Origin of the sequence: Paenibacillus sp. CAA11 (assembly GCF_003060825.1) — a bacterium.
Taxonomy (GTDB): Bacteria; Bacillota; Bacilli; order Paenibacillales; family Paenibacillaceae; genus Fontibacillus.
Map to the genome: position 1 here is coordinate 969,896 of NZ_CP028922.1, position 26,327 is coordinate 996,222.

General features: G+C 52.1%; 24 protein-coding genes and 1 riboswitch. Of the genes, 21 read left to right on the top strand and 3 right to left on the bottom strand.

Features of this window, described 5'->3' with window-relative positions:
• Positions 1 to 75 precede the first annotated feature (75 nt).
• The 15 genes from DCC85_RS04375 (at position 76) to DCC85_RS04445 (ending at position 17,607) form a co-directional block, all read left to right on the top strand.
• Positions 76 to 651 carry an SLOG family protein gene (locus tag DCC85_RS04375; protein ID WP_108464477.1) on the top strand — a complete coding sequence of 192 codons (576 nt, stop codon included), beginning with the start codon at positions 76 to 78 and terminating at the stop codon, positions 649 to 651.
• 126 nt (positions 652 to 777) lie between these two features.
• Positions 778 to 881: riboswitch (TPP riboswitch) on the top strand.
• Between the two features lie 163 nt (positions 882 to 1,044).
• Complete coding sequence (gene tenA / locus DCC85_RS04380; protein ID WP_108464478.1) at positions 1,045 to 1,731, top strand: thiaminase II; 687 nt, start codon at positions 1,045 to 1,047, stop codon at positions 1,729 to 1,731.
• Between the two features lie 53 nt (positions 1,732 to 1,784).
• Entirely contained in the window at positions 1,785 to 2,624 is an 840-nt protein-coding gene (thiM, locus tag DCC85_RS04385; protein ID WP_108464479.1) for a hydroxyethylthiazole kinase, read from the top strand.
• The gene (thiD, locus tag DCC85_RS04390; protein ID WP_108464480.1) at positions 2,621 to 3,442 is read left to right on the top strand and encodes a bifunctional hydroxymethylpyrimidine kinase/phosphomethylpyrimidine kinase; all 822 of its coding nucleotides are present in this window, start codon (positions 2,621 to 2,623) and stop codon (positions 3,440 to 3,442) included. The genes thiM and thiD overlap by 4 nt, the downstream gene beginning before the upstream one ends.
• Positions 3,439 to 4,122, top strand: a complete 684-nt coding sequence (gene thiE / locus DCC85_RS04395) for a thiamine phosphate synthase (protein ID WP_108464481.1) — start codon at positions 3,439 to 3,441, stop codon at positions 4,120 to 4,122. Before thiD ends, thiE begins: the two co-directional genes overlap by 4 nt.
• Before the next feature lie 362 nt (positions 4,123 to 4,484).
• On the top strand, positions 4,485 to 5,177 hold the full coding sequence (locus DCC85_RS04400) for an ABC transporter ATP-binding protein (RefSeq protein WP_108464482.1): 693 nt from the start codon (positions 4,485 to 4,487) through the stop codon (positions 5,175 to 5,177).
• Between the two features lie 22 nt (positions 5,178 to 5,199).
• Positions 5,200 to 5,973, top strand: a complete 774-nt coding sequence (locus DCC85_RS04405) for a hypothetical protein (RefSeq protein WP_108464483.1) — start codon at positions 5,200 to 5,202, stop codon at positions 5,971 to 5,973.
• Between the two features lie 92 nt (positions 5,974 to 6,065).
• On the top strand, positions 6,066 to 6,860 hold the full coding sequence (locus tag DCC85_RS04410) for a hypothetical protein (protein WP_108464484.1): 795 nt from the start codon (positions 6,066 to 6,068) through the stop codon (positions 6,858 to 6,860).
• A complete protein-coding gene (locus DCC85_RS04415; protein ID WP_108464485.1) occupies positions 6,857 to 8,917 on the top strand; it encodes a sensor histidine kinase in 2,061 nt (686 codons plus the stop codon). The genes DCC85_RS04410 and DCC85_RS04415 overlap by 4 nt, the downstream gene beginning before the upstream one ends.
• A gap of 23 nt (positions 8,918 to 8,940) precedes the next feature.
• Positions 8,941 to 9,567 (top strand): response regulator transcription factor, encoded by a 627-nt coding sequence (locus tag DCC85_RS04420; protein WP_108464486.1) that lies wholly within the window; start codon positions 8,941 to 8,943, stop codon positions 9,565 to 9,567.
• A gap of 276 nt (positions 9,568 to 9,843) precedes the next feature.
• Positions 9,844 to 11,403, top strand: a complete 1,560-nt coding sequence (locus DCC85_RS04425; RefSeq protein ID WP_108464487.1) for a M4 family metallopeptidase — start codon at positions 9,844 to 9,846, stop codon at positions 11,401 to 11,403.
• Between the two features lie 52 nt (positions 11,404 to 11,455).
• Positions 11,456 to 15,283 carry an S-layer homology domain-containing protein gene (locus tag DCC85_RS04430; protein WP_159081777.1) on the top strand — a complete coding sequence of 1,276 codons (3,828 nt, stop codon included), beginning with the start codon at positions 11,456 to 11,458 and terminating at the stop codon, positions 15,281 to 15,283.
• Between the two features lie 164 nt (positions 15,284 to 15,447).
• Positions 15,448 to 16,662, top strand: coding sequence for a macrolide family glycosyltransferase (locus DCC85_RS04435; protein ID WP_159081778.1), 1,215 nt, complete (start codon positions 15,448 to 15,450; stop codon positions 16,660 to 16,662).
• 103 nt (positions 16,663 to 16,765) lie between these two features.
• Positions 16,766 to 17,083, top strand: a complete 318-nt coding sequence (locus DCC85_RS04440) for a PadR family transcriptional regulator (RefSeq protein ID WP_234414343.1) — start codon at positions 16,766 to 16,768, stop codon at positions 17,081 to 17,083.
• Between the two features lie 11 nt (positions 17,084 to 17,094).
• Positions 17,095 to 17,607, top strand: coding sequence for a DUF2812 domain-containing protein (locus DCC85_RS04445; protein ID WP_108464490.1), 513 nt, complete (start codon positions 17,095 to 17,097; stop codon positions 17,605 to 17,607).
• A gap of 64 nt (positions 17,608 to 17,671) precedes the next feature.
• Here the strand turns inward: DCC85_RS04445 and DCC85_RS04450 are convergent, their stop codons facing one another.
• Positions 17,672 to 18,721, bottom strand: a complete 1,050-nt coding sequence (locus DCC85_RS04450; protein WP_108464491.1) for a 2,3-butanediol dehydrogenase — start codon at positions 18,719 to 18,721, stop codon at positions 17,672 to 17,674.
• A gap of 301 nt (positions 18,722 to 19,022) precedes the next feature.
• Between DCC85_RS04450 and DCC85_RS04455 the strand changes: the two genes are divergently transcribed.
• Together DCC85_RS04455 and DCC85_RS04460 are read left to right on the top strand one after the other, a co-directional pair.
• Entirely contained in the window at positions 19,023 to 20,051 is a 1,029-nt protein-coding gene (locus DCC85_RS04455; protein ID WP_108467723.1) for a LacI family DNA-binding transcriptional regulator, read from the top strand.
• Positions 20,052 to 20,146: 95 nt separating this feature from the next.
• Positions 20,147 to 20,602, top strand: coding sequence for a cupin domain-containing protein (locus DCC85_RS04460; protein ID WP_108464492.1), 456 nt, complete (start codon positions 20,147 to 20,149; stop codon positions 20,600 to 20,602).
• Positions 20,603 to 20,685: 83 nt separating this feature from the next.
• On the opposite strand, the gene DCC85_RS04465 is transcribed toward DCC85_RS04460, so the two are convergent.
• Together DCC85_RS04465 and DCC85_RS04470 are read right to left on the bottom strand one after the other, a co-directional pair.
• Positions 20,686 to 21,525, bottom strand: a complete 840-nt coding sequence (locus tag DCC85_RS04465; RefSeq protein ID WP_108464493.1) for a 1,4-dihydroxy-6-naphtoate synthase — start codon at positions 21,523 to 21,525, stop codon at positions 20,686 to 20,688.
• Complete coding sequence (locus DCC85_RS04470; RefSeq protein ID WP_108464494.1) at positions 21,522 to 22,199, bottom strand: futalosine hydrolase; 678 nt, start codon at positions 22,197 to 22,199, stop codon at positions 21,522 to 21,524. Before DCC85_RS04470 ends, DCC85_RS04465 begins: the two co-directional genes overlap by 4 nt.
• Positions 22,200 to 22,587: 388 nt before the next feature.
• Between DCC85_RS04470 and DCC85_RS04475 the strand changes: the two genes are divergently transcribed.
• The 4 genes from DCC85_RS04475 to DCC85_RS04490 all read left to right on the top strand — a co-directional run bounded on the left by DCC85_RS04475 (position 22,588) and on the right by DCC85_RS04490 (position 26,249).
• The gene (locus DCC85_RS04475) at positions 22,588 to 23,730 is read left to right on the top strand and encodes a polysaccharide deacetylase family protein (protein WP_108464495.1); all 1,143 of its coding nucleotides are present in this window, start codon (positions 22,588 to 22,590) and stop codon (positions 23,728 to 23,730) included.
• Between the two features lie 248 nt (positions 23,731 to 23,978).
• Positions 23,979 to 24,752 (top strand): amino acid ABC transporter substrate-binding protein, encoded by a 774-nt coding sequence (locus tag DCC85_RS04480; protein WP_108464496.1) that lies wholly within the window; start codon positions 23,979 to 23,981, stop codon positions 24,750 to 24,752.
• A gap of 79 nt (positions 24,753 to 24,831) precedes the next feature.
• A complete protein-coding gene (locus DCC85_RS04485; RefSeq protein WP_108464497.1) occupies positions 24,832 to 25,491 on the top strand; it encodes an amino acid ABC transporter permease in 660 nt (219 codons plus the stop codon).
• 14 nt (positions 25,492 to 25,505) lie between these two features.
• A complete protein-coding gene (locus DCC85_RS04490; protein WP_108464498.1) occupies positions 25,506 to 26,249 on the top strand; it encodes an amino acid ABC transporter ATP-binding protein in 744 nt (247 codons plus the stop codon).
• The last annotated feature ends 78 nt before the right edge of the window (positions 26,250 to 26,327 follow it).

Consider the following 26,327-nt stretch of genomic DNA (forward strand, 5'->3'; position numbering starts at 1 on the left):
CCGAAGAATGCAGCTTTCGGAAGGACTCTTTTATGCTGGCAAGCGCCGATTTAAGAAACAGCAAGGATGGGAACTATGAAGAATTTGCTCGTAACCGGTTATCGCGCCCATGAACTGAATATCTTTAATCAGAAGCATCAAGGCATTCCGTATATTATGAAGGCTCTTGAGAATAAGCTGGTCCCGCTGGTGGAAGAAGGCTTGGAATGGATCATTACGCCAGGACAATACGGGGTGGATTTATGGGCTGTAGAGGTGGCTATACAGCTCAAGAGCACATATCCGCACCTGAAGTGTTCTATACTGACAGCCTTCCAGTCCCAGGAGGAGAACTGGAAGGAGGACAAGCAGGAATATTTCCGCGAACTCCTGAGAGGCGTGGACTACTATGCGCCGGTTAGCAAGCAGCCTTATGCAGGCCCCTGGCAGTTCACCGCCCGCGACGAGCTGCTGCTGCGCAAGACCGATGGCATTCTGCTCGTCTATGATGAAGACGCCGGGGAAGGCAGCCCCAAGTTCATCCTTGAACGGGCACTGAAGAAGCAGCAACAGGACGGCTATGAGGTTATCCGGATCAGCTCGGAGGACATTCAGAGTGTAGCGGATGAAGAAGCCTTGGGTATGGATACATTTATGGATGAAATGCCCTGAGATGTTCAAGCAGCTCTATCCGTTTGCAATCAACAGGCCGATTCAAGCTCTGCAAATTTTAATTTGACTTCTTAGGCTGGGATAGGTACAGTTGTAGTGAAATAATGAATTTCCAAAATTACATAGGAAGTCCACTAGGGGAGCCGTCAGCGGCTGAGACAAGAGCATATCTTGGACCCTTTGAACCTGATCTAGTTCGTACTAGCGTAGGAAAGTGGAGCCGGCTCGTTATATATTGCCCCTTGTACTTTCATTAGTGACTAGTGAAGTACAGAACCTTGCCCCATAGCAGCCGCTCCAGTTCCCTGGAGCGGCTTTTTTGCGTTCCGTTTAAGCTGTGCGTGCGGGTCTTTAGAGTGCTTCCTGCAAGGCTATTATTCGGAGGTGGAGAACATGAGCTTTACCGCATCGCTCCGCAGACAGGCGGACGGCATTTTCGAGGCGATCTTTAACCATCCCTTTGTAAGGGGAATTGCAGAGGGGAAATTGCAGAGGGAACAGCTGATTCACTATGTCAAGCAGGACTTTGAATACTTAAACGCCTACATGCGCATCTATGGACTGGCCATATCCAAAAGCACAAGTCGGAAGGATATCGCTGTATTTAATGAGCAAATCTCGTTCATTCTGCACAGTGAGATTCATCCGCATCAGAACTTTTGCCAGGCTGCCGGGGTGACCTATGAGGAGCTGCAGGGATATCCGCTGGCTCCGTCCGCACATCATTATATTCGTCATATGCTTACGGCGGCATATGAAGGGAGTCTGGGAGAGATTATGGCCGTATTGTTGCCTTGTCCATGGACGTATCTGGAGATTGGCCAGAGGCTTCTGGAAGAGGTTCGTCCTTCAGAGTCCCACCCATTCTATGAGTGGATTCACTTCTATGGCGGTCAGTCCATGACCGTCACAGATCAGTTCCGGGAACGTGTAGATGCATGGGCGGAAACAACAACAGAGCTGGAACGAGCGAGAATGACCGAGCATTTCATGCTCAGCTGTCAGCTGGAGTATTTGTTCTGGGATATGGCTTACAAGCTTGAGGAATGGCCGGTTCAGTTAGAGGCTGCGGCACTGTAAGTCTGAACTCTCCTATTGAAAAATCAATCCAAGAGAAAAGTGAGGTTAGTCCCATGTTAGAACACCATATTTCGGGTCTTATTACTAAAATCCAGAGGGCCAAGCCGCTGATTCATAATATGACGAACGTAGTGGTCACCAATTTCACCGCCAATGGCCTGTATGCGCTCGGAGCTTCGCCGGTTATGGCGTATGCTCCAGAAGAGGTGGCGGATATGGCCAAGGTAGCTGGAGCCCTGGTCCTTAACCTCGGGACCCTATCCACAGAGCAGGTGGATGCCATGATCCTTGCAGGGCTGTCCGCGAATGCTCACGGAGTGCCTGTCCTGCTGGACCCGGTTGGCGCGGGCGCGACTGCCTTCCGGACGGAATCGGCGCTTCGTATTCTGCGTGAAGTGAAGGTGAGCCTGGTTCGCGGGAATGCAGCAGAGGTCGCGCATCTCCTTGGTGAAGCCCGGGAGATCAAGGGCGTTGACGCCGGCATAAGTGGAGCCGATGAGAATGCGGAGCTTGCGATCCGGGCCGCGCGTAAGCTGGAGGCTGTCGTCGCGATTACCGGCCGCGAGGATGCCATCTCGGATGGGCAGGGGTGCCGGATCATCAGCGGCGGGGATGCGCTGCTCACCCAGGTGACCGGAACCGGTTGCCTGCTGACATCCGTGCTGGGAGCGTTCGCAGCGGTTGAGAAGAACCTGCTGCTAGCCGGTACGGCCGGCCTGGCCTTCTACGGGGCAGCGGCATCCCGCGCAGCAGAACGAACCTCTGCCCAAGGGCCGGGCAGCTTCCAGATCGCTTTTCTCGATGAGCTGGCGAAGCTGCATCCGCATTCCCTGAAGGGGCATACGGCGATCAGAGAGCTTCAGGCCGAGCGAGCCGGAGGCCAGCAGGCATGAGCAATCACACCATTCCCACAGCGCTGACAATCGCCGGCTCAGACAGCGGCGGGGGGGCCGGCATTCAGGCGGATCTGAAGACATTTCAGGAGCTTGGGGTGTTCGGCATGTCTGCGATTACCGCCATCACGGTGCAGAATACCATGGGCGTATCCGGGGTCTATCCGCTGCCGCCGGAAGCGACGGCCGAGCAGATCGAGGCCGTGGGCTCAGACTTTACGGTCGGCGCCCTGAAGACCGGCATGCTGTTCAGCGCTGATATCATTGCGGCAGCGGCCGAGCAGATCCGAGCCTTTGGCTGGAAGAACGTGGTCGTTGACCCGGTCATGATTGCCAAAGGCGGCAGCGAGCTGCTCCAGCAGGAGGCGGTTCAGGCGCTGAAGGAGCTGCTGCTCCCGCTTGCGCGGGTCGTGACGCCGAACTTGCCCGAGGCCGAGGTGCTGTCCGGCCTTGCGATCAGGACGGCGGCAGACCGGAGGGAAGCCGCCAAGCGGATCGGCGCCTGCGGCCCGCAGGTGGTGGTCATCAAGGGCGGACATGCAGAGGGCAGCGAGCAGGTGGTGGACCTGCTCTATGACGGCACCGGCTTCTCTGAGCTGTCCGGCCCCCGCATTCACACCCCGCATACCCATGGCACAGGGTGTACGTTCTCGGCGGCGATTGCTGCCGAGATGGCTAAGGGGGCCGAGGTAGGGCAGGCAGTGGAGGTTGCCAGGGCTTTTATTCAGGCGGCGATCGAGGAGAATCTAGGATTGGGCCAGGGGCATGGCCCAACCAATCATTGGGCCTACCGCCGCAGACAGGCGGTGCGCTCATGACAGGCCGCTGGTCTGCTTCACAAGTTCGTGAGCTCTTGCGGATGTACCTGGTAGTCGGCAGTCAGAACTGCCGGTCCCATCCGCTGGAGGTCGTGGAGGAGGCCTTGGCCGGCGGGGCAACGCTTGTCCAGTTCCGCGAGAAGGGGCCTGGCGCACTCCGCGGCGCCCCGCTCAAGGAATTGGCACGTGAGCTTCAGGCCGCCTGCCGGCGCGCTGGCGTGCCGTTCATCGTCAATGACGATGTGGAGCTGGCGCTGTCCATTGATGCCGACGGGGTTCACGTCGGGCAGGACGATGAAGATGCGGGCCGTGTCCGCGTCCGCATCGGGGAGGGGCGGATACTGGGTGTATCCGCCCACAGTGTAGAAGACGCGCGCCGGGCTGCTGCCGGCGGTGCCGACTATTTGGGCATCGGGCCAATTTACCCGACGGGGTCCAAGGACGATGCCCGTGCCGTGCAGGGCCCGTCCATCCTGCGCGAGCTGCGCGCAAGCGGGATTGAGCTGCCGCTGGTAGGCATCGGCGGCATCACGGCATCGCGCGTGGAGGAGGTTATCCACGCCGGTGCAGACGGGATCGCCGTTATCTCGGCGATCACGCAGGCGGAGGCGTCCGGTGAGGCGGCGCGCCAGCTGAGCAGGCTTGTCAGCCACAGCCTTGCAGGCAGGCTGACAAGCTAACGACAGCGACAAGAGAGCAGGAGGACATGGAATAAGCCTAGATTGATAACGTTAAAGTACGGAGACCCTCTTAAAGGGATAAGACCCTGTGGACGAATGTAGCTTAGTAGAAATGAACGCTGTGCAGCTCATCCCGGGATCCTTTTTTTTATACCATAGCATGCTTCTTCATTCATTGAAGGGGCATGCTTTTTCTGTTGGTGACCGTATGGTTGGTATCAGCAACCAAAAGATAAGTTTTGCGTGAATTGCGGTAAAGCTTCGGTGAAGCGCAGGTTTAACCCAGTTACAATAAAAATCAGTCGTGTTACACATTTTGGTTTCATAGAAAGAAGACTGAAGAAGGGAAGGATGAGTGCACATTGCAATATTTGCTTGAATGTCATGAGGTAACCAAGAAATACGGTTGCAAGAAGGCGCTGGATCGGTTGAATCTGGTTCTCCCGGAAGGCCGAATTCTGGGTTTGCTGGGGCCCAATGGGGCGGGAAAAACAACACTGATCAAATTAATTGTGGGCCTTCTTCGATCCTACCAGGGAGAGATCACTATTGCAGGAAGCAGGCCGGGAGTTGCCACTAAGGCCATTGTGTCCTATATGCCAGATCGGGAATTTTTGTATCCTTGGATGAATGTAGGGGAGGCCGTTAACTTCTTTGACCAGGCGTTTGCAGACTTTGACCGCAACCGTGCTCTAGGTATGATTGACGATCTGGGAATTCATTTGAAAGATAAGGTTAAGTCACTGTCCAAAGGCATGCAGGAGAGGGTGAATATGTCGTTGATTTTCGCTAGGCAGGCTAAGCTGTTTGTGCTGGATGAGCCGCTGGCCGCTGTAGACCCCTCTACCCGTGACAAAATTATGAGAATTATTCTTGATTATTTCGATCCTGCGAGCTCGATTATTCTTAGTACCCATCTGGTACATGATGTGGAGCAGATTTTTACAGATGTTGCCATTGTTAGTGACGGTAAAGTGCTGCTTCAGGGGAGTGTGGAACATTTGCATCAAACCTATCAACAATCTATAGAATCGCTTTTCAAGGAGCTTGTCTAGCTAGCAATAAAGGAGGATGGAAATGGTGTGGCTGCCCCAATTCAAGACGGAGCTCAGACGGCATATTCCTGTTGTCGCCACTTTAATTGTGCTTAGTTCTTGTGTTAGTTTGTATTTTGCATGGAATAAGAACTCGGATTATGCATTTACTTATTTGCTGATCAACATGGTCATAGGTATTTTAATCCCTGTTTATATTTTTGTAGATTACTATCAGGATTTCTATATTGGGAAGAGGTCAATATCTCATACACTGCCTCTTAAGACTTCCAGCTTGTTCTGGATTAAGTCGGTGGTTTTTCTTGTGGGAATTATGCTGGTGTGGGCCAGCACGCTTTTGGAGCTTTTTTTGAACCCACATGGCTTATACCATGTTAGAATGGCTGGTTCCAGCAGTCCACTGCTGGGTGTTGCCTATATTATATTGTCTAAGCTCGCGGGGGCTGCAAGCGGTCTGGCTGTGATGGGGCTTGCCTTGGCGGCTGCCAAGCTGGTTAGGGTCAGGGCTGCAAGCTATTTGCTAATGGCCTGTATCATAGTTCTCATCGTAGCGCCCCAGTTCTTATGGATTACATCGGAAGGTTATCATTTTAAAATGGGGACCTCGGATCTCGATTCATTCAAACAGTATGCGGGCATGTTGAGCGTCAGTATTAGCTATGAGCCTCCATTTCAAGATATTAATGAGACGATCCGTTGGGCATCTGTATGGATCAATGCGGCTGTTGCGGTTGGAGCCGGTTCGGTGTTACATATCTTATTCAACTCTAGCAAATATGAAGTTTACGGAAACTGACAAGAGGTTATCCCTGTTTCGAACTAGAGGCGTGTTAGAATAATTTGGGAGGCAAGGTTTGGGTTTAGGTTTAGTGGAAAAGAGGAAGAAAAATGGCCGCTCTCCATTTATTTAAAATAGAAGCAAAGCGACAAATCCATCCAATACTCTGGGTTTTTCTGATCAGTCTGCTGCTGAATTTAATCTTCTCAAGCCGGAGTGGGGATGCGATCTATTCGGATTTGAATGTACTGATGAATCAGTGTATCGGTCTTTATCTACCTATTTATATCTTTATTGATTTTTACCGGGATATGTATGTGGGGATGAATTTGCTGAATCACATGGTCCCGGTCCGGACCTCGCTTCATTTTGTTATAAAGGCTTTAGTTCTCGCACTCGGTGTGATCGCAATATGGGCCACAAGCTTGATTCAGGTGTTCTTTAGTGAACAAGGGCTTTACGCAGTAAGAATGCAGTCTTCCAGCCATCCGGTTATGGGGATCTGGTATATTACAGCCGCCAAATTCGCTTCCGTAGGATGCGGACTTGCGATCGTAGGCTTGGCGGCGGCGCTCGGCAGAAGGATTAGCTGCAAACGCCTAGCTATAGCTGCGATGATAGGAATAGTAGCTGGAATTACGCTGGTGCTATTTTGGCTGAACCAACACGGGGCGGCTCACCCGGGGCAGTGGATGCTTGGTACAAGCTCTATTGAATCGTATAAGCAGTATGCTGGATTTTTGACCATAAATTTCCCCGAGCCTTATATGAATTCCGATATATATGACACCGTCCGCTGGGATTCGGTCGGCATCAACGCAGCGGTGGCCCTAGCTGTGTCTCTAGTGGCCGGAAGGATGTTTAATTCGTCAAAGTATGAAGTGTATGGGAAGCTGGGGGCATGAACCGTTTGCAGCGTGGTACTGTAGCACTCTTTACTCTGACGATCATTGCAGCTTTGTATTTTGTGCTAACAGCGGATTTCTCCAATCTGTCTGCAGCATTCATACATACAGTTATTCCGGTTATTGTCCAACTGCTGCTGGGGATGATCGGGGTCTGGCTCTATGCCCGCAACTCGTTGGATCACTCCGCAGCTGCGGCTTCCGGGGTGCTGACGGCAGCAGGTCTTGTGATCCTGAGTGGGCCCGTCAGGAAGGAGGTTCCACTGGCTTGGCCCATTTACGAGTCAGCATTGCTGAGCATTCCATGGCTGCTGTTGATATGGGTCAGATTTCGAAGCAGCTCTGTATTTCATACTGCTGTTAGAGTGAAGTGGCTATTGGCGGCGGTGAGCATTGGCTCCTTTGCATGGCTGGGTGCAGCTGGCATGAACCAAGCAGGGCTTCTTAGCGAAAACGACCTTATTTGGCTGGGCATTCATTGGGATGCAAATTTGGAATACACTTGCCTTGGGTTAACCCTTGTCGGCTGCCTTTTATGGCTGCGACCGCTGAAGCTGACTGTGCTGCTCCTTTTGATGCACATGGGCATCTTCTTCCTGATTGATCTGCCGCCGCTATTGCTTCATGCCGTTTGGCCTATTCCGTATGTTCCGCTGATCCATGCTTGCGCATTTTTTATGGCGGTGGCTGGACTGGAACAAATCGAGCAGGTTTTAAAAGAAGACAGTTGGCGCAGAACCCTTCGGCAGCATGTCTCTGCTATGGCTGCCGCTCTCCTGGCTTCAATAGGGTTAAGTCTTGTTAATGCACTGATCTGGGGAGATCGTCTTTCCCTGGGAGATTACGGCCTAATGGCACTGTTGAGTGCCGTCTTTTTACTCCTTCTGCAAATTGTGATGATCAAGATAAAAGGTTGGACCCATCTGTATACGGCAGAGGGACGTTGGCAAATGGACCGCCTTACCTCCTTTGGAGATAGATTGGCCGGAGCTCAGAATACTGCTAAATTGGATGCCTTAATCGTAGAGGAAGCGTGCTCTGCTCTGAACATGCCAAAGCTGGCCTTGATCGAGTACGACACCTGTTCGGACCGTCTGTCGCTTCGCGCAGGGGATGTCCATCTGCTGCAATCTGGCTTGTACAGATGGCTGCCGTTTGAGCTGGAGAATTATGCATATACAGAGCTGACGGACCGCCGCTACCTTCAATTCACTCACCACGGAACAATTCATCTTTTTCTGGTGATAGACAAGCCGGTCGGGAGCCGGACTCTCTCGCATAGCAAGCGGCAGTATCTTCAAAGTATGGCTGTTTATGCGTCCATTGCCTATGAAAAGCAGCTGCTGATCGAAGGACTGGCGGTGGAGCTGGACAATGTGCTGAAGAATCAGCCTGAGCTGTCCCCAAGGGTGACCCGACTGGCCTTTACGATATCAGAGCGGGAGCGGCGTAAGCTGTCGCTTGAGCTCCATGATTCAGCTCTGCAGGAGCAGCTTCACTGGTACCGTCAGTTGCAAAGCATACTGGAACGAGGGAACCATAATGGACTGCGGGAGGGCCTTGAAGAAATCGGAGAAGGCATGTTGGATGTGATCCATCAAATTCGTGAGATATGTACAGATCTTAGGCCGTTGCTTGTCCCAGAAAGGGGGCTGGTTGAGGCTCTAAATGGTCTCATGCGCCGGATTCAGCTGCGCTCAGATTTGGTCATTCATTTGGATTACGGTCTGCATAACGTAGGACTTCCGGAAGAAGAGATTATTACCCTATATCGGATCCTGCAAGAGCTGTTGAATAATACGTTGAAGCATTCGGGAGCCCATGCTGTGGTGATAGAACTGTTTACGGAAGGGGAGTTGTTGTGCCTTTGCTATTCTGATGATGGGCAAGGAATGGATTGGGATGAAGTGGAGGCATCCGGGGAGCACATGGGTTTGACAGGAATCAGGGAGAGGGTAGCTGGGCTTGAGGGTCAGGCTGAAATCTGGTCGCGGCCTGAAGGGGGCTTCTGCTTCAAGATGTCATTTAGGTCCCGCAGAGCTAGAGCTATAAACTGATAGAAGAGGAGCAGGCGATAATCATGAATTCTATACTGCTAGTTGATGATCACCCTCTCTTGGGAGCTGGAACGAAACAGTTGATTGAACAAGAAGCAGACATGAAGGTAAGCTTTGTTCAAACGGCGGCAGAAGCTCTTGATTTACAACAAAAGCAGGAGTTTGATCTCTATCTCTATGATTTGAATTTACCTGATATGGAGGGCTTGGAGCTGGTACGGCGAACTCAGACTGATGCTCCTATACTGATCTATAGCGGTTTTGACATGGCGCCCCAATTCAACCTGCTGCTGAGAGCTGGTGCGGTTGGGTTCATCAGCAAGGCCTCTTCCCCCTCCCAGTTTATTCGCAGTATCCGGAGTGCGCTGGAAGGTACGGCTACCCTGCCGATTGAACTGCTTCGCGAGCTAAGACGCAGGGAAGAGGGGAGGCCCCTGATGTCGGATACCCCGCAGGAGATTCTGCTTACGGAGAAGGATCGCTGCTTGCTGGTAGGAATTGCTGAAGGGAAAAGCAACAAGGAATTGGCCGAGCAGTTCTATATGAGCCAGCGTACCGTAGAATATCATCTGACAAGCCTGTTCAATAAATTTGAGGTTCATTCGCGCTCCGAGGCAGTGCTTGCAGCGCGGCGCAGGGGACTCATTTAATCGAATCACTCTATGAGTGATTTTTTTGTTTAAACAGGTTCAACTTATAGTTCCGGAGAAGCTGCGTCAGCAGGGGGATAGCCGCCTTATTTACGGCTTGTTCTAATAGCGCAAAATGGAGATGTCGAAATAAAAATGATTTTGTCGAAAAAATGTAAATTTTGGTTGACCAGCCAATGATTCTGCCCTTATAATCCTGATTAACACCAACGATGATGACGATAGATACATACCCATTATCGAAAGTGAGTTTGCTATTAGAAGAGGGGTAGAACCATGGGGAAGCAGGCGGTTTCTGTGCTGCTGACCTCTGCAATTCTTCTGTCCACACTGGTTGTTGGCGGAGGAAGTGTACGGGCGCAGGGAGAAATCTCAGTTATCAGGGATGACTTAGGGGGAATTAACAGCATTAATGGAGATTTGGGCAGGCTAACCGGTTCGACTCCAGAAGAGAGGGCTATTCAAGGCCTGATCAGTGTGAAGGACAAGCTTGGCATTCAAGATGTGCGAAGCGAATTTAGGTTTGTGAGTTCAGAAGAAGGAATTGGCGGCCGAACGCATACCCGGCTGGATCGGGTCCTGAATGGCTTGTTAGTGTATGGGCAGCAGGTTATTATCCATGAGAATCAAGGCAGGCTTGAGGGGATTACCGGAAGCTATACCGCTTTGACGAGTACAGCGACCAAGCCCGTCCTGACTGCTGATGAGGCGATCGATGCTGCGCGAGAGCATACCGGCTATTACGGAAGCACGAGCAAACCGCCGGAAGCCAAGCTTGTCTATTATCCGCAAGGCGACAAAGCGATCCTGTCCTATCAGACCTCTGTTGTATATTTGGCAGGGCGTCAGACCGGTGACTGGACCATCTTCGTGGATGCGGTAACCGGGGACATCATCGACGCTTATAACCAGGCTGAAACGCTGGGAGGGCAAGGGATTGGCACGGCTGGAGATACCAAGAAGATCAATACGGTGAAGAAAGGGACTTCTTATTTTCTTGAAGACCGGACCAAGCCGATGTATGTCAATGGTTCCACCATTCGGACTTTTTCTTATAATAATGGTTCTATTTCTCAGACTCTGCTGACAGACTCTAATAACCTGTGGGATGATGCTTCCCAGCGGACAGCGGTTGATGCCCACTATTACGCAGGTGCTGTCTATGATTTCTATAAAAAGGTTCTAGGGCGCGATTCCTTCGATAATAAGGGCTCCTCGATCATTTCTGGCGTGCACTACTCGACCAATTATAATAATGCTTTCTGGAGCTCTTCCTTGGGCCAGATGGTATACGGCGATGGGGACGGAGCAGAGTTCTCGTCACTTTCCGGTGCGCTGGATGTGGTTGCCCATGAGCTGACACATGCGGTTACCCAGTATACGTCCGGCCTCCTTTATAAGGATCAGCCGGGTGCACTGAACGAGTCCTGGTCTGACGCCATGGCGATGGCGGTGGAGAACACAGACTGGATGATTGGCGAGGATGTCTACACCCCGCAAACCCCAGGAGATGCTCTTCGCTATATGGACGACCCTCATCGGGGGGGACAGCCGGATAAGATGGCTGAGTATATTGTTACCACTTCAGATAGCGGGGGCGTGCATTATAACTCAGGTATTCCGAACAAAGCGTTCTATCTGTTTGCTACAGCAATCGGCTCACGGGTTGATGCGGGCAAAGTATGGTACCAGGCCTCTCTGGCTTATATGGTGCCCGACACCGACTTTGCCGGAGCCCGGGCGGCTACTCTGTTAGCTTGTCGTGATATTTACGGCGCCAGTTCCACACAGTATGCCGCGCTTGCTGATGCTTGGAGCCAAGTAGGCGTGAACTAAAGAGAAAATAATCGCTTAACGAGCCAAGGAACGTACAGGGGGAAAACATAAAGTGAGACGATGGAATAAATGGATGTCGGCGGCTGCTGCTGCCGTGCTGCTTAGTGGAGGAGTTCTTCCGCTGCCTGCTGGAAGCTTATTCGGCGGGGCGGCTCCAGTTCATGCTGCGGGCGAAGAAGGCTTATTGCTGAAGGATTCTGCCTCATGGGCGGCTGAAGCGATTCAGAATGTGAATCGGCTGGGCATTATGACAGGAGATGCACAGGGCAATTTTAGAGCACAAGGGAACTTGACCAGACAAGAGTTCGCAGTGATCTTAACCCGGGTGCTGAAGCTCTCGGCAGCTCCTGTGACCAAAGTATCATATAAAGATGTTAAATCCGGGAGCTGGGCTGCTCCTGCGATTGAAGCTATGAAACAGCAGGGGGTTATGCTGGGCGGCGGAGACGGTCTATTCCGTCCAACAGCGCCTTTAACCCGACAAGAAATGGCGGTTACGTTGGTTCGTGCGCTTAAGGCCGATGCCTCTGGGCTCGGAGCTCAGCTCAGCGTCAAGGACAAAGCCCAAATTAGCTTATGGGCAAAGGATGCTGTGCAGTATCTTTTGCAAAGCGGGATTATGAAGGGGGACGGCACTAATTTTGCGCCGTCAAGATTTGTGCAGCGGCAGGAAATGGCTGTCGTGATCAACCAGTCCCTAGATTCGTTCAATCTTACAGCATCCCAAACTATCGACCGTGTTGAAGATGGCATGGTTGTGGTAGACGGTGAAGCCTACCGGGTAGCTGATTCCCTGAAGGGGTTGTTCTCTTCGGAGAATGCCGCAGCGCTGAAAAATGCAGCCGTACGCATTGAGATGAAGGAGGGTATCGTTGCGAAAGTGACTTACCTGGAGCTGCGCAGTGCTGGCAAGCTTCCGGCAGCCGGGCAGGAGGAGTTCTCCGGCAACCTCGTTCTGGATGCCCATGGGGCGAAGATTGAGGGGGATGCGGCGGTAACAGCCGACTTTGTAACGCTAAGAAATATGGAGATCAGCGGCAATCTTCGGATTGACTCAAAGATGGAGCATGACTTCTATGCGGACCATGTTAGCGTACAGGGACAGACCGTTGTCGATGGTGGCGATAGCAATACCGTTGTCTTCGATCATGCCCGGCTTGCTGGAGTAGATATTACGAAGACAGAGGTGCATGTACGCTTCATAAGCGATTCTGTTGTAGGTCATATTGCCCTTCATACCTCTGCCCAAGTGGAGGCAGGCGAGGGGGTTACGATTCCGCTTCTACAGCTTCTCAGCGGATCAGCAGAAGTGAAGCTCAGCGGAAATATAAAGTCAGTGGAGATGCCGGTATCCGGCAATCAGACGATCAGTGGTTCCGCGGCAATCGGAGAGCTTAAGGTATCTGGTTCGGGCACAGCGCGTGTTAATATCTCCGGCAGCGTAGGTGTACTGTCAGCCGGAGGCTCGGCAGTGAAAATTGTCCTCGGCTCCTCGGCATCAGTACATGATTTATGGCTGCCGGCTGGCTCGGCGCCCGCAGATATCGTGAGCGGTTATGACCAGGTGAAAGCCCAGATTGGAGCCGTTAACGGCGTATCTAATGGACCGGCAGCCAGTGGAGGAGTCTCAGCTCCTGCGACTTCTTCAGGCGCGGGCGGAGGGGGCGGATCAGCTGGATCGGGATCGGAAGGCGGCTCATTTCCTTCTCAGCCGGCTCCTCCTGCCTCTACACAGAATGGAGAGCTGAAGGCAGATGTCGTCTCGGGTAGAGCGTTCTATACCCAGTATGCCAAAGACGATGCTGTAATCCGGCTGATTCGTAAGGACAGCGCAGGAACGGAGATTCCGGCTGGCAGCCTCTCTGACCTGTCCGTGAAGCTGGATGGACAGACCTTGAGTCCGGCGGATTACACCGTGAATGAGGCAGTTGCCGAGGTGACCTTGTCCAAGCAGCTGCTGAACACGCTTCAGGCCGGAGATCATGCAGGGCAGCTTACCTTAGGCGCGCTGAGCGCTTCCTTCACACTGGAAGCCCGAATTCCGCATGCGCCTGTCATGCAGAACTTGGGGGCCAAGTCACTGCGTCTGGATTCCGCTCCACTTATCTTTACGGCGTCTAACTTGGCCACCGACCCGGATGGGGATGACTTAAGCATAGATCCAGCTTCGGTCTCTGTGCCGACTCCGGATATTGTTAGCGCAACGGTAGAGGAAGGCCAGCTGAAGATTGAACCTTTAGCCCTGGGACAGACGTCGGTTTCAGTGACTATCGTGGATAATTCCGCCGTTTTGGGACAAGACCGGGTTGAAGTAACTATCCCTGTATCGGTAGCGGGCGATATGCTTGATGCAGAGCTGCTCTACACGGATCAAATTCGGCAGAACGATGCGGGTACGGACCTGCCGATCGGTATTAAGCTCTATGATTCTCTCGGGAACTTAGTGGAACATCCTCAGCTTGCTGAGCTGAAAGTGGCGAATGGAACAGAACTGATCGCAGGCCAAGACTATATTGTGGATGATACAGAAGGAAATGTGTATCTCACTTTGTCCTATCTAAACAGCCTGTCCAGCGGAACGCACACCATTCAGCTGAGCTATGCAGGATTAACGGCGGAAGTGGCATTAACCGTACTCTCTCCTGATCCTATCATAGTAACCTCGGTTCGAAATGTTAATGAGGCGACAGATATCGCATCCATGAGAAATGCGCTCGAAGCTGCCGGGCTCAAGCTGGAACTGGCCCTATATCAATCGTTGAGTGAAACGCAGAAGAATCAGATTGCAGGCTCTGTGCTCCTTGGAGCAGGCACTTACAGCAATCGTGCCGATATTCAGGATGCCTTGGATCTGGCGCTCAATGATTTGCTGAATGGCGGCGACGAATCTACCGCTATTGCAGCGGTCAATCAAGCGGCCACCGTGGAAGAGATGCTGAGTGCGCTGCGCTCTCCGCAGCTTCACCTGGACAACGAAGACTATAGCTCGCTGGAACCGCGTGAAGTAGCGACACTGGCACAGTATTTCCTGGATCAGATTGCAAGTAATCATAAGGTTTATACATCACGTGATGATATTCAAAATGACTTTGACAGCATTATTTCCATGATCTACGAGGATTGGTATAAGATCGTAGATGATGTAAACGCACTGAAAATTGGATATGTTAGCGGAGATTCCCGCTCCGGCGTAACCAGGGATGTTACTCTGCCTACAGCAGGTACTGTACACGGATCTCAGATTACCTGGACCTCGAGCAATCCTACCGTAATCTCTGCTACAGGGAAGGTCACGCAGCCGATAGGCGCAAGTGTTAAGGTCACCTTGAGCGCCTTGTTTAAGAACCGGTATGAAGAATATACCGCTGTGATTACACTGACCGTTCTGCCTGCCAGCGCACCGCCGCTGAGTGCAGGTACCTCTGCGGGCTTCACCCTATCTGACCAGGCAGCAGCAAGCCTCGCAGACGGCACGAATTCACTGCAGGTTACACGAGATCTCACCGTTGCGGAGCTTATCGGGATGCTGCGATATAACGAAGGGCAAGGTACGGTGAAGATTTATACCGACAGCTCCCTTCAGACTGAAGCGGACCCGAATATGCCTGTCACCAGCGGCATGACCGTAGTAGGCGAGGCTCCACTGGCAAACGGGCAGGAGCGTAAAATGCTTCAGGTCGAGCTGGGAACGGGCGGTTCATCCGCATCTCCGCAGACCTCCGAAGCAGCCCAATCTGCTCAGGAATCTTCTCCGGAGGGGCAGCCGGAAGGCGCAGCTTCAGAAGCAGCATCAACGGATGAAGAGGGCACCGCGCAACCGGATGCTGCTCCAAGCCCTGAGCAAGCTCCTAAAGCTCCGCAGCAGCTCTATCCCCAGTAATTAAGTACAATCAAGCGGCAGTTTCTCCATCAGATTCACGGAGGACTGCCGCTTTTTCTATGCCCTTCCTCCTTGACAAGGCGAGCTTAAACTGGACTATATAGGGGGAATGGACTATTCTTTCAGTTGGATCATGTTCATTCATGAAGGGAGGGTCATTACCGATGTCCAAATTATTCTTTTTAGGCCTGCCCGCCCACGGGCATATCAATCCCACCTTAGGGTTGGTTCGTGAGCTGACCGAGCTGGGGGAACAGGTCATCTATTACTCCTTCGATGCCTTCCGGAGCGGCATCGAAGCAGCGGGCGCCGAGTTCCGCCGATATCCGCTGAACCCTGCGAATTTTGATGCCAATCAGATTACCCAAGATTTCGCTATATTATATAGAACATTAATAGAGGCAGCCTCGAAGCTTCTTCCCGGTCTGCTGGAGGAGATCCAGCGGGAGAAGCCGGATTATATCATTCACGACTCCCTTGCTGTCTATGGCAAATATGCGGGGCTGCTCAGTGGAATTCCCTGTGTGAATTCTGTGACTACCTTGGCCTTTCCAGACCGCTTTTATCTTCTTCCGCCCAATATTCTATGGTCTTCTATCAAACTGGCTTTGTTTCATCCTCGCAACGCTTATTTGGGTTACAGCAGGCATCGTAAGCTGATTCGTGAGATGGGGATTACCAAAGCAAACATGCTTGATGCCTTTATGAATAAGGAGGAGCTGAATATTGTCTACACCTCGGATGAATTGCAGCCCAATCGCCGGTTTTTCGGCCAGGAGTTTCTCTTTGTCGGGCCTTCGATCTCCGGGAGAACAGCTAGTGAGCTTGATATCAAGCTGAAGGAGCTGTTAGAGATGGAGCGGCCTCTGATCTATATTTCCTTGGGGACGATCAATAATCACGATTTCAGCTTCTACCATGCCTGCCTTGAAGCGTTCGCAGATCCGAATTTCTCTGTCTTGATGTCGGTCGGCAGCGCCGTGGATATTTCCGGACTGGAGGTGCCGGAGCATGTTGTGATCCGCCGCAGCCTCCCGCAACTGGAGATTCTGAAGAGAGCTGACCTGTTTATCACTCATGGAGGAATGAACAGCGTGCATGAAGGCCTTTGGTTCGGGGTTCCGCTGATCCTGATTCCGCAGCAGGAGGAACAGCGGGCGGTGGCTTTGCGGGTTCAGAAGCTTGGAGCCGGGATGGTGCTAAAGAGGAAAGGCGCGGGTGACATTACACAGGCTGTGCACAAAGTGCTGACCCATCCGGCTTATCGCCTGAGGAGTAGGCAGCTGGGAGACGGCCTGAAGGAAGCCGGTGGCGCACCAAGGGCTGCGAGTCAAATCAAGGCATATATGATGAACCGGTGCGTGGAGGAACGGGTGTAATTGATGACCACCCTATCATAACTTGCCAACTATATCACATCGTGATATATTATAAACAAATATATCGCGACGCGATATAGTACATAAGGAGAGAGGGACCCTTGTGGAGAAGAAGAGAACCAAGCAAGCTTATTTACCCATGACGGAAACCATGTTCTATATCCTGCTTTCTTTAACGGAGCAGAAGCATGGATACGGAATCATGCAGCATGTAGAGGAATTGACCTCAGGGAGAATTAAGCTTGGGGCAGGTACGACATACAGCAGCCTGTCCAAGCTGGAGAAGGATGATCTGATCCATGCAGCAGGAGAGCAGGACCGCCGCAAATTATATGTCATTACGGACCATGGGCGGGAGCTGCTTCATCTTGAGCTGGACCGGCTTCGGGAGCTCGTTCACAATGGGTGCAAGTTATTATAGGGAGAGAACGTATGAAGCGAATACCATTCACGAAATTAACCGGCAAGGAGTACGATGCCTGGCTTGAGAATTATGCAAAGCAGGGCTGGCATTTGGAGAAGATTAACGGGCTGGGCCTGTTGCACCATTTCCGTGAGGGAGAGCCGTCCAAGGTGCGCTATTTCTCAGACTACCAAGGGAAGAAACCGAAGGATTATGAGCAAATTTTTGCAGACAGCGGCTGGGAGTTGGTGTCCTCCGATCAGGAAGGATTCTATTTATGGCGGATAAATTATGATCATCGGGAACGGCCCGAGGTGTTCACTGACAGGCAGTCTCTGCTGGGCCATTATCGAAAGATCATTACCCTGCAGCTGGTGATCCTACTTCTAGGTACCGTTGGGGCTGTGTTCTTCGGGCCGGAAAATCCTATTCTATTCTACGTATATAAAATTGCAATGTCTGCGATGGCGGTATTGATTGGACTTAGCTGTATTAAGGACTGTATTAACTATATCCGCATTCGTATGGAGGCTGCCTCCTAAAGCAGAAAACGCGCAAAGGGACTTATGAGAGAGTCCTTTTGCGCGTTTGTTATTAAAGGGGGGATTATTCAGCTTTCACCAGGATTTTAACTTGGTTCTTCTCTTTCAGCAGCGCGTCAAAGCCCTGCTCAACGACTTCATCAAGCTTGATGCGCTTGGTTACCAGCTTGTCTGCAGGGAAGTAACCCTTCTCCATCAGGCTGATTACAGCAGGGAAGATATCGCGGTAACCGATGATGCCGCTTATCGTACGTTCCTTCATGACGATATGGTTCGGATGTATAGGAGCTTCCTTCTCGAAGATGCTGACGATCATCATTTCTCCGCCGAGTTTCGTCGATTCAATCGCTTGAGTCAGAACAGGAGGGACGCCTGTCACTTCATAAACGACATCTGCCCCGCCTTGAGTTCGCGCATGAATTTCCTTCACGGCATCAACCTCTTTCGGGTCAATGACAATCGCGCCAAGTTCTGCAGCCTTGCTCTTGCGTTCTGGTGACAGCTCCACAGCATAAATCTCTGAAGCTCCAGAGGCCTTAAGCGCCTCGATTACGAGCAGTCCGATTGGACCTGCGCCGAAGACAACCGCTTTATCGCCGACTTTCAGCTTGCTGGAGCGTACGGCATAAAGAGCAACTGCAGAGGGCTCAACCAGTGCGCCTTGCTCAAAGGATACGCTGTCCGGAATTTTGTGAACCATATGCTCATCGGCTGCAACATATTCAGAGAAGCCGCCGCCACCGCCGGCCAAGCCGAGGAAGCCCATTTGATCACAGAGATTGTATTTCCCTTGTCTGCAGGCCTCGCATTCCCCGCAGGCAAAGATTGGTTCAACGACGACGCGGTCGCCGGCCTTGAATTTAGTAACGCCTTCGCCTACCTCAACTACTTGACCGGAGAATTCATGGCCCATAACGACCGGAGCCTTCTCTCCTGTCAGCGAATGAGGAGTCCCTTCGGAAATAAAGATGGGTCCGGCTGTATATTCATGAAGGTCACTGCCACAAATTCCACACCATTCAACCTTGATTTTAACTTTTCCGGGAAGTGCGGAAGGCTCTTCAATATTCTCTACACGCAGGTCTTTAACACCATGCCATCTCATTGCTTTCATTGCTGTCATCTCCCAATTCCATCATATGCATAGCGGTAATATCATAACCCAATAGGAAACGTTTCCGTTAAATAATATGTCATAATTTAGGCACCTTGTCAATTCAAAACTGTGGAAAAGTGTGATTTTTTTGGTGGATTTATTTAAATTTAAAACGCTTTTTTGATTTCTGGAGACAGGTTCAACTTCAGGAATGCCGAGAGTAAACTCCAAAAAAAGAAGCATGGTATAATAGGAGGACGAAAGCATAGGGAATTCGTTGATTGGGAAACGATTCCCGAAGAGAGAGGTTATTCTAAGCGTGGATACTAAGAGAAAAGTGACGATAGAAGATGTGGCAAAGCGGGCGGGTGTAGGAATTGCGACCGTATCGAGGGCGATTAATAACTCTGGCGGTATTAGCGCGAAGACGAAAGCGCGTATTATGCAGGTGATTGAGGAGATGGGATTCGTTCCGAACACATCTGCTCAGAGTCTGAAGGTCCGTCATACGAATCAGATTGCTTTGGCCGTGCCTGATATTCGGAATGCCTTCATTCCCGAGGTCGCCTGGTCTGTAGAGCAGACCGCCAAGCAGCATAACTATCGTGTGGTGCAGATCAATACTTTGGGTAACGTGCGAGCCGAGCTGGAGATGATTAGGGACATCAAGAAGCTGCACGTGGACGGGCTTGTCATTCTCCCGCTAGCTTATCCAAAGACCTTGATGGACCTTGTGAACAGGTCAAGTATACCTATTTCTATCATTAATTACGGCAAGAAGCTGGAAGCGAATGTGAAGGCCGATATTGTCAGCTTGGCCCGCCAGGAGGGGCTGCTTGTCATGGAGCACTTGAGGAAGATCGGCCGGACCCGCATCGCTTACGCTGGTGCGCCAAAGGATATTATCGAGGAGAGATACTTTGCTTATCAGCGATCCCTGCCGCAGGTGGATGTTTCACTAGTGTATTTTGGTGAGGACTTCTCGTTTTATACCGGAAGGAACGCCGCTGATTATTTTTGCAGTTTGAAAAATATGCCGGATGCGGTCTATGCAGGGAATGATATGATTGCGATCGGCCTTGTAAACCGGTTCAAGGAACTGGGTATACGGGTTCCAGAGGACATTGCAGTGGTCGGAATTGATAACAACCTGCTGACCACGATTACGACCCCGAAGATCAGCTCGGTATCCATCATGGGCGAGGAGGTAGCCCGGCTGGCAACAGAGCTGCTGCTCAAGCGGATCCAGGAGAACAGCTCCGCTCCCTATGAGCGGGTGCAATTTGAACCGAGGCTGATTGTCAGAGAATCCAGTGTAGCTGTAACGCGAAGCACTTCCCCCTTCTAGAGAGCTTTATTACGAATATGTTAAAATAAATCATCAGCACATCATTTCCATGCTCTTCCTTTACTAAAGAGAGCACTGACAGGAGCGATCTACTTATGGAACAGAAGCTATCCCCGCTAGTTAAGGCACTAGACATGGAGCCGCATATCGAAGGCGGCTGGTTCAAAGAAATGTGGAAGTCTTCCTTCAAAATCCCTGAAGAGGTACTTGCCCCGAAATATTCCGGAGCACGTGCTTCCGCAAGCTCAACCTATTTCCTGCTGCATCCGGGAGAAGTGTCCGAATGGCATGTGGTGCTGTCGGACGAGCTGTGGCTGTATCACTCAGGCGGTCCACTGCAGCTGACCCTGGGCGGCAGCGGCGAGCATCCTGAAGCCGGGGAGAAGCTGATTCTCGGTATGGACGTAGAGAATGGCCAAACTCCGCATGCGCTTGTTCCAGCAGGTGTCTGGCAGACGGCAACCCCGCTCGGAGACGAGCCGGTATTTGTTACCTGTGTTGTCGCTCCGGCCTTCCATTATGACGACTTCAAGCTGGTTGAGAAGAAATAGGGTTAAATACGCATGTAATGTAAAAACAGCCTTAGGATCATCATTCGGTGATCCTAAGGCTGTTTTCTTTTTGAAAGTGCGCTTTATCGCAATAGCGAAAGATCAAATTCAGGGGTGAGCCCTTCCTGGGCAGCACGTCCGAGCAGTGTAGATATCGCCTTATAGCCTTCGTCACCCAGCGAGCGGGTAAACTCGTTAACATACAGGTTGATATGCTGCTGGGCTACGGACGGGTCCATCTCCTGGGCATGGCCGAGAATGTAGTCCCGGGACACCTCAGGATGAGCCCAAGCGTATTCCACGGAGGCCTTGGCCCAGTCGGCAATGGCCTGTGTGTCCAGGCTGCGCTTGGCGATGATCGCCCCGAGCGGGATCGGTGATCCGGTGTCACCTTCCCACCAGTTGCCGAGGTCTGTCATGAGGGACAGGCCATAGGATGGGTAAGTGAAGCGGGCTTCGTGAATGACGAGACCGGCGTCAATCTTGCCATCACGGACGGCAGGCATGATCTCGTTGAACGGCATGACGATAATTTCGCCGACCCCGCCCGGCACGTTCTGGGCAGCCCAGAGCCGGAACAGCAGGTAAGCGGTGGAGCGTTCGCTCGGCACAGCTACCCGGCGGCCGGAGAGCAGTGCCGGATCCGCTTCTTGGCTCAGTCCGCCGCGCGTTAATACGAGCGGTCCACAGCCGCGACCGAGTGCGCCTCCGCTAGGCAGAAGCGCATATTCGGAGAGGACCCACGGCAGAGCCGCATAGGAGATTTTGAGAACCTCCGGTCCGTTGCCGCTGGCGGCCCAGTTGTTAGTAATATCAATGTCGGCATAGGTGACATCGAGTTTTGGTGCTCCCGGAATCAGGCCATGCACCCAGGCATGAAAGACAAACGTGTCGTTCGGACACGGGGAGAATGCAATGTTCATGATAGTACCTCCAGTAGAACTGAGCTGGCAGCCTCAAGCTGCTGCAGAGCATCGCCGATCCGCCAGGCGGCCCGGTCACGAGGGCCGACTGCGTTCGAGATGGCGCGCAGCTCGAGAGCCGGCAGGCCGAACGCATGGGCAGCGGCGGCTACGCCGTAGCCCTCCATGCCTTCGGAGGCAGCGTCCGGAAATCGCCGGCCAAGGGCGGCGGCCGTCTCGGCCGTGCCGGTCACGGTGGCCAGCGTAAGCGCCGCCCCCTTGTGAACCGGCAGGCCCGCGCTGGCTAAGGCGGCGGCTGTGCGTTCAGCCAGGGCGGCGTCCACCTCTACCCGGGCAGAGCCGAAGCCGAGCTCGTCCAGGCTGCTGAAGCCGCCGTCCGCCGTTTCGGCGCCAAGGTCGGCGCCGACGATGCGGGTCGATACGACCAGCGAGCCGAGCTCGGCCCGTCCGGGATAGCCGCCGCCAATGCCTGCGCTGAGGACAAGGCGGTAGCCGCCTTGCTCGGCGATCAGCGCTTGCGCGGTGCGGATGGCGGCCGAGACCGGGCCGACCCCGGCGAGGCGGACGTCAAATGCCGGGGAGTTCTTCAAGCCACGCAGGATGGCGCTGGCTTCAGCCTCCACCGCGGCCATGATTAAAATTCGGCCCTGGGCCGGATCTTGCTGCTGCATCATCGTCTGTAAATGCTCCTTTGCTTATATGAATAGGCTTGCTTAACTGGTTCACTCAGTACTCAAAATTTGATTGAAACTATATTAATTATAGTCCTCAAGCTGCGAATTGGACAACTTGACAGTGAATTCGCTTGCCCTGCCCCTATTTTTCCCCATGAAATCAGGCTTTGCTTAAATGACAGTCATAACTTCCCCTGCTTCACGCATATAGAGTAAAGCTTACAATTTATCTTTACTCCTTGGCATTTTGATTCGGGCAATAGGGCAGAGGTTACAAACCTTTTACCGTAAGTTGTCTAAGTTTTCATTCATTTTCTTTCAATATGCTCTACAGTTAATAGAGCTGATTGGAAGAATCATAGACATAAGTTGAAAGGATGAATTGCTAATGTACAGAAGATGGATGGCAGCGGTGCTTGTCGTGATCTTGGGAATGACCCTTGCTTTGCCGAGAGGAACCTCTGCGGCGGCGAGTAAAGGCGAAGCCTTGCTGGGGATTAATGACAAACTGACAGAGATTGCACCGTTACTAAAGAGTGGTAATTATTATGTGCCTGTGCGGGAGCTTGCCAAGGAAATGGGGCTTCAGATGACGGGCTCGCCCGAACATATTGTGCTTGCCGACCAAAGCGGTAGAACACTGACCCTGCTGCGCAGCGGCGACCAGGCGCTCCGGTCGGATGGAGCCAAGGTCAAAGCGAGCATGTTCGTCTCGCAGGGAAGAACAATGATCCCATTCGGTACGGTAGCAGAATCGTTTAATTATAAAGTTACCTACAACCCCGATCAGCGAGTGCTGCGCGCCGTGAACAATGCGAAGGCGCTGAGCGAGAGTGAGTTCCTTAAGAAGTACAGCCAGCAAATAGCTAAGCTTGCCCGTGTAGAGACACCGTCCAGCCCTGGTCAAAAGGGGAAGCAGCCAGTCTATCTTACTTTTGACGATGGTCCGAGTGCACATACGGGTCAGCTGCTTGATATTCTAAGCAAATATGACGCCAAGGCGACCTTCTTCATGCTGGGCAACCGCATCAGCAGCTACCCGGCTGCGGTGCAGCGGATGGTGAAGGAAGGCCATGCTCTGGGACTGCATGGGATGACGCATGAGAAGAATAAGTTCTATGCTTCTCCGGCAGCTGCGTTGAAAGAGATGAATCAGGATAACGAGAGACTGAATAAGGCGGTCAAGCAGAAGACAACCCTTATTAGGACGCCTTACGGCAGCAAGCCGTATTTTACCCAGTCGTTCCGTGACAAGGTTCTGGGCGAAGGTGGATACCATATGTGGGATTGGAACGTGGATTCACTGGATTGGAAATACAAGAGCAACAGCCGTGCTATTTATAATAATGTAATGAAGCAGGTGCATAACGAACACAAACATGGCACAGCGCCGCTGATCCTGTTCCATGATCAGGCTGCTACGCTGAAGGTACTGCCGCAAATTCTGGCAGAGCTTAAGAAGGAAGGATACAACTTTGAGATCCTGACTTCCGAAATGAAGCCCGTGAACTTCTGGAAGGACGCCCGTTAAGAAGCATGTAATAGATGAAAGAACAGGAAAACAGCCATCATATAAGTGATTATTCATGTCAACAAAGCCTGGTGCGGGAGATGCCGCAGCCAGGCCTTTTCTTTGCAGAGAAAATTAGGCCTGCCTGACATAAACTTGGTTCCCCTCTCTCGACTCTTTTATGGTAGTATGGTATCATAAAGTCTTGGTGACGTATTAACGAATTAAAGTGTTCTTTATATTTTTTGATTTTAGTAGGGGGTCTACAGATGAAGAAACTGTCACTACTCGCATTGGTGCTTGGAGCGCTGCTTATGGCTTTGGCCGGCTGCTCTGGGAAGGAAGGCGCAGACAGCGGCAAGCTTGTGATTGGCATTGATGATAAGTTCGCGCCGATGGGCTTTCGGGATGAACAGAACAATATTGTAGGTTTTGATATTGATTACGCTAAGGCTGCTGCGGAGAAGATGGGGGTTCAGGCGGAGTTCCAGCCGATTGATTGGTCTTCCAAAGAGTCTGAGCTGACAAGCGGCCGGATTGATTTGATCTGGAACGGGTATACAATTACGGATGAGCGCAAAGAGAAGGTGCTGTTCACGAAGCCTTATCTGAAGAACAGCCAGGTCATTATGGTGCTGGCTAAATCTCCGATTGCGAAGCTGACGGACTTGGCTGGCAAGGAAGTGGGGCTGCAGTCCTTATCTTCGGCTGCCGATGCACTGGATGCGAGTCCGATCAAGACAGAGCTTAAGAAGGTAACTGAGTTCTCCGATAATGTTCTGGCTTTGTCGGATTTGAAGAACGGCCGCGTTGATGCCGTGGTGATTGATGAAGTGGTTGCCAGATACTACATGTCCAAGGAGAAGGACACCTTTAAGCTGCTGGATGAGTCTTTGGCACCTGAGGAATATGGAGTCGGTGTGAAGAAGGGGAATGAAGAGCTGCTGAACAAGCTGCAGAAAGCCCTTGATGAGCTGAATACGGACGGCACAGCGGCGCAGATTTCGAACAAGTGGTTTGGGGAAGACAAAGTTCTGAAATAGGTTAGTTTATAGCAAATATACTCTACAGACCGGATGAGCTACAGAAGATCCGGTCTTGTTTTTGGGAGCCTGGATAAATATGAGCTTAGATTATTTAATTCAAATTACCGGTCCAATGCTGGAAGGAGCCCGCACAACCATTGTTTTATTTCTGATCTCTGTTGTGCTGTCCATTCCGCTGGGCTTTTTGGTGACCCTGATGGTCAAAAGCCGGATCAAGCCATTAGCTTGGCTGGCGCACGCCTATATTTATGTAATGCGCGGCACGCCGCTCTTGCTGCAGATGCTGTTCTTCTGCTTCGGCCTGCCGAATCTGCCAGTCATAGGCGAGTATTTGGTGCTTGACCGCTTCGTGGCCGCGGCGCTTGCATTCGTGCTGAACTATGCCGCCTACTTCGCGGAGATCTTCCGCGGCGGGCTCTTGGCTGTCGATCAAGGACAGCATGAGGCCGCACAGGTGCTTGGACTCAGCCGGTGGCAGACGACGGTGCGCATTATCATGCCGCAGATGTTCCGTGTTGCGCTTCCGGCAGTAGCGAATGAATCGATTACGCTCGTTAAGGATACAGCGCTGCTGTACGCCGTAGCTGTACCGGAGCTGCTGCACTTTGCCTTAACCGCAGTCAACCGCGATTTTACCATTATGCCATTCTTCGTTGCCGGCGTGATTTATTTGCTGATGACCATGGTCTTGACCTTGTTGTTCAAGCTGATTGAGAAGAAGTTCAAATTCGAATAGAAGGACTGTCGTAAATGAGTATCATTCAAGTAACAGAACTTAAAAAATCATACGGCGATCTGGATGTGCTGAAGCGGATCACCTTTGAGGTGAACAAAGGTGAGGTGATCGCCGTGATCGGCCCGTCGGGATCTGGCAAAAGCACGATGCTGCGCAGCCTGGTGAATCTGGAGCAGGTGAACGGCGGTACGATCCGCGTTCAGGACCGTGAGCTTGTCAAGGATGGACAGTATGCTGGCAGCCAGGAGATCAAAGCCATTACCTCGCGCATGGGAATGGTGTTCCAACACTTTAATTTGTTTCCCCACTTGACTGTACAGGCCAACTTGGAGCTTGCGCCAAAGCTTGTGAAGAAGCTCCCGGCTGCAGATATCCGGCGCATGAGCGCCGAGATGCTGGGCAAGGTGGGCCTGGCAGACCGGGCGGCTGCCTACCCGAGCCGCCTCTCCGGAGGGCAGAAGCAGCGGGTGGCCATCGCCCGTGCGCTGATGATGAATCCGGATATTATGCTGTTTGACGAGCCAACCTCGGCGCTGGACCCGGAGCTGACGGGTGAGGTGCTGCGCGTGATTAAGCAGCTGGCCGAGGAACATATGACGATGGTGATTGTAACCCATGAGATGGGCTTTGCGCGGGAAGTGGCTGACCGTGTGCTGTTCATGGATAATGGAGAGATTGTAGAGGCAGGCCCGCCGGAGCAGCTCTTCGAGCATCCGCAAGCCGAACGGACCCGCTCCTTCCTGGCCCGTACCCGTTAATCCAGAAATCTTGGACTTTCATACCATTGATTGATCCCGGCTTCATAACGGTATATAGTTATAGGATGAGCTTTGTAT

Excerpts from the sequence above, each read along its gene's own strand:
- DCC85_RS04410 (WP_108464484.1), top strand. The coding sequence starts at position 6,066 with ATGGCCGCTCTCCATTTATTTAAAATAGAAGCAAAGCGACAAATCCAT.
- DCC85_RS04375 (WP_108464477.1), top strand. The coding sequence starts at position 76 with ATGAAGAATTTGCTCGTAACCGGTTATCGCGCCCATGAACTGAATATC.
- tenA (WP_108464478.1), top strand. The coding sequence starts at position 1,045 with ATGAGCTTTACCGCATCGCTCCGCAGACAGGCGGACGGCATTTTCGAG.
- DCC85_RS04470 (WP_108464494.1), bottom strand. The coding sequence starts at position 22,199 with ATGATGCAGCAGCAAGATCCGGCCCAGGGCCGAATTTTAATCATGGCC.
- DCC85_RS04480 (WP_108464496.1), top strand. The coding sequence starts at position 23,979 with ATGAAGAAACTGTCACTACTCGCATTGGTGCTTGGAGCGCTGCTTATG.
- DCC85_RS04485 (WP_108464497.1), top strand. The coding sequence starts at position 24,832 with ATGAGCTTAGATTATTTAATTCAAATTACCGGTCCAATGCTGGAAGGA.
- thiE (WP_108464481.1), top strand. The coding sequence starts at position 3,439 with ATGACAGGCCGCTGGTCTGCTTCACAAGTTCGTGAGCTCTTGCGGATG.
- DCC85_RS04490 (WP_108464498.1), top strand. The coding sequence starts at position 25,506 with ATGAGTATCATTCAAGTAACAGAACTTAAAAAATCATACGGCGATCTG.
- DCC85_RS04425 (WP_108464487.1), top strand. The coding sequence starts at position 9,844 with ATGGGGAAGCAGGCGGTTTCTGTGCTGCTGACCTCTGCAATTCTTCTG.
- DCC85_RS04475 (WP_108464495.1), top strand. The coding sequence starts at position 22,588 with ATGTACAGAAGATGGATGGCAGCGGTGCTTGTCGTGATCTTGGGAATG.
- thiD (WP_108464480.1), top strand. The coding sequence starts at position 2,621 with ATGAGCAATCACACCATTCCCACAGCGCTGACAATCGCCGGCTCAGAC.
- DCC85_RS04420 (WP_108464486.1), top strand. The coding sequence starts at position 8,941 with ATGAATTCTATACTGCTAGTTGATGATCACCCTCTCTTGGGAGCTGGA.
- DCC85_RS04450 (WP_108464491.1), bottom strand. The coding sequence starts at position 18,721 with ATGAAAGCAATGAGATGGCATGGTGTTAAAGACCTGCGTGTAGAGAAT.
- DCC85_RS04465 (WP_108464493.1), bottom strand. The coding sequence starts at position 21,525 with ATGAACATTGCATTCTCCCCGTGTCCGAACGACACGTTTGTCTTTCAT.
- thiM (WP_108464479.1), top strand. The coding sequence starts at position 1,785 with ATGTTAGAACACCATATTTCGGGTCTTATTACTAAAATCCAGAGGGCC.
- DCC85_RS04415 (WP_108464485.1), top strand. The coding sequence starts at position 6,857 with ATGAACCGTTTGCAGCGTGGTACTGTAGCACTCTTTACTCTGACGATC.
- DCC85_RS04405 (WP_108464483.1), top strand. The coding sequence starts at position 5,200 with ATGGTGTGGCTGCCCCAATTCAAGACGGAGCTCAGACGGCATATTCCT.
- DCC85_RS04460 (WP_108464492.1), top strand. The coding sequence starts at position 20,147 with ATGGAACAGAAGCTATCCCCGCTAGTTAAGGCACTAGACATGGAGCCG.
- DCC85_RS04445 (WP_108464490.1), top strand. The coding sequence starts at position 17,095 with ATGAAGCGAATACCATTCACGAAATTAACCGGCAAGGAGTACGATGCC.
- DCC85_RS04435 (WP_159081778.1), top strand. The coding sequence starts at position 15,448 with ATGTCCAAATTATTCTTTTTAGGCCTGCCCGCCCACGGGCATATCAAT.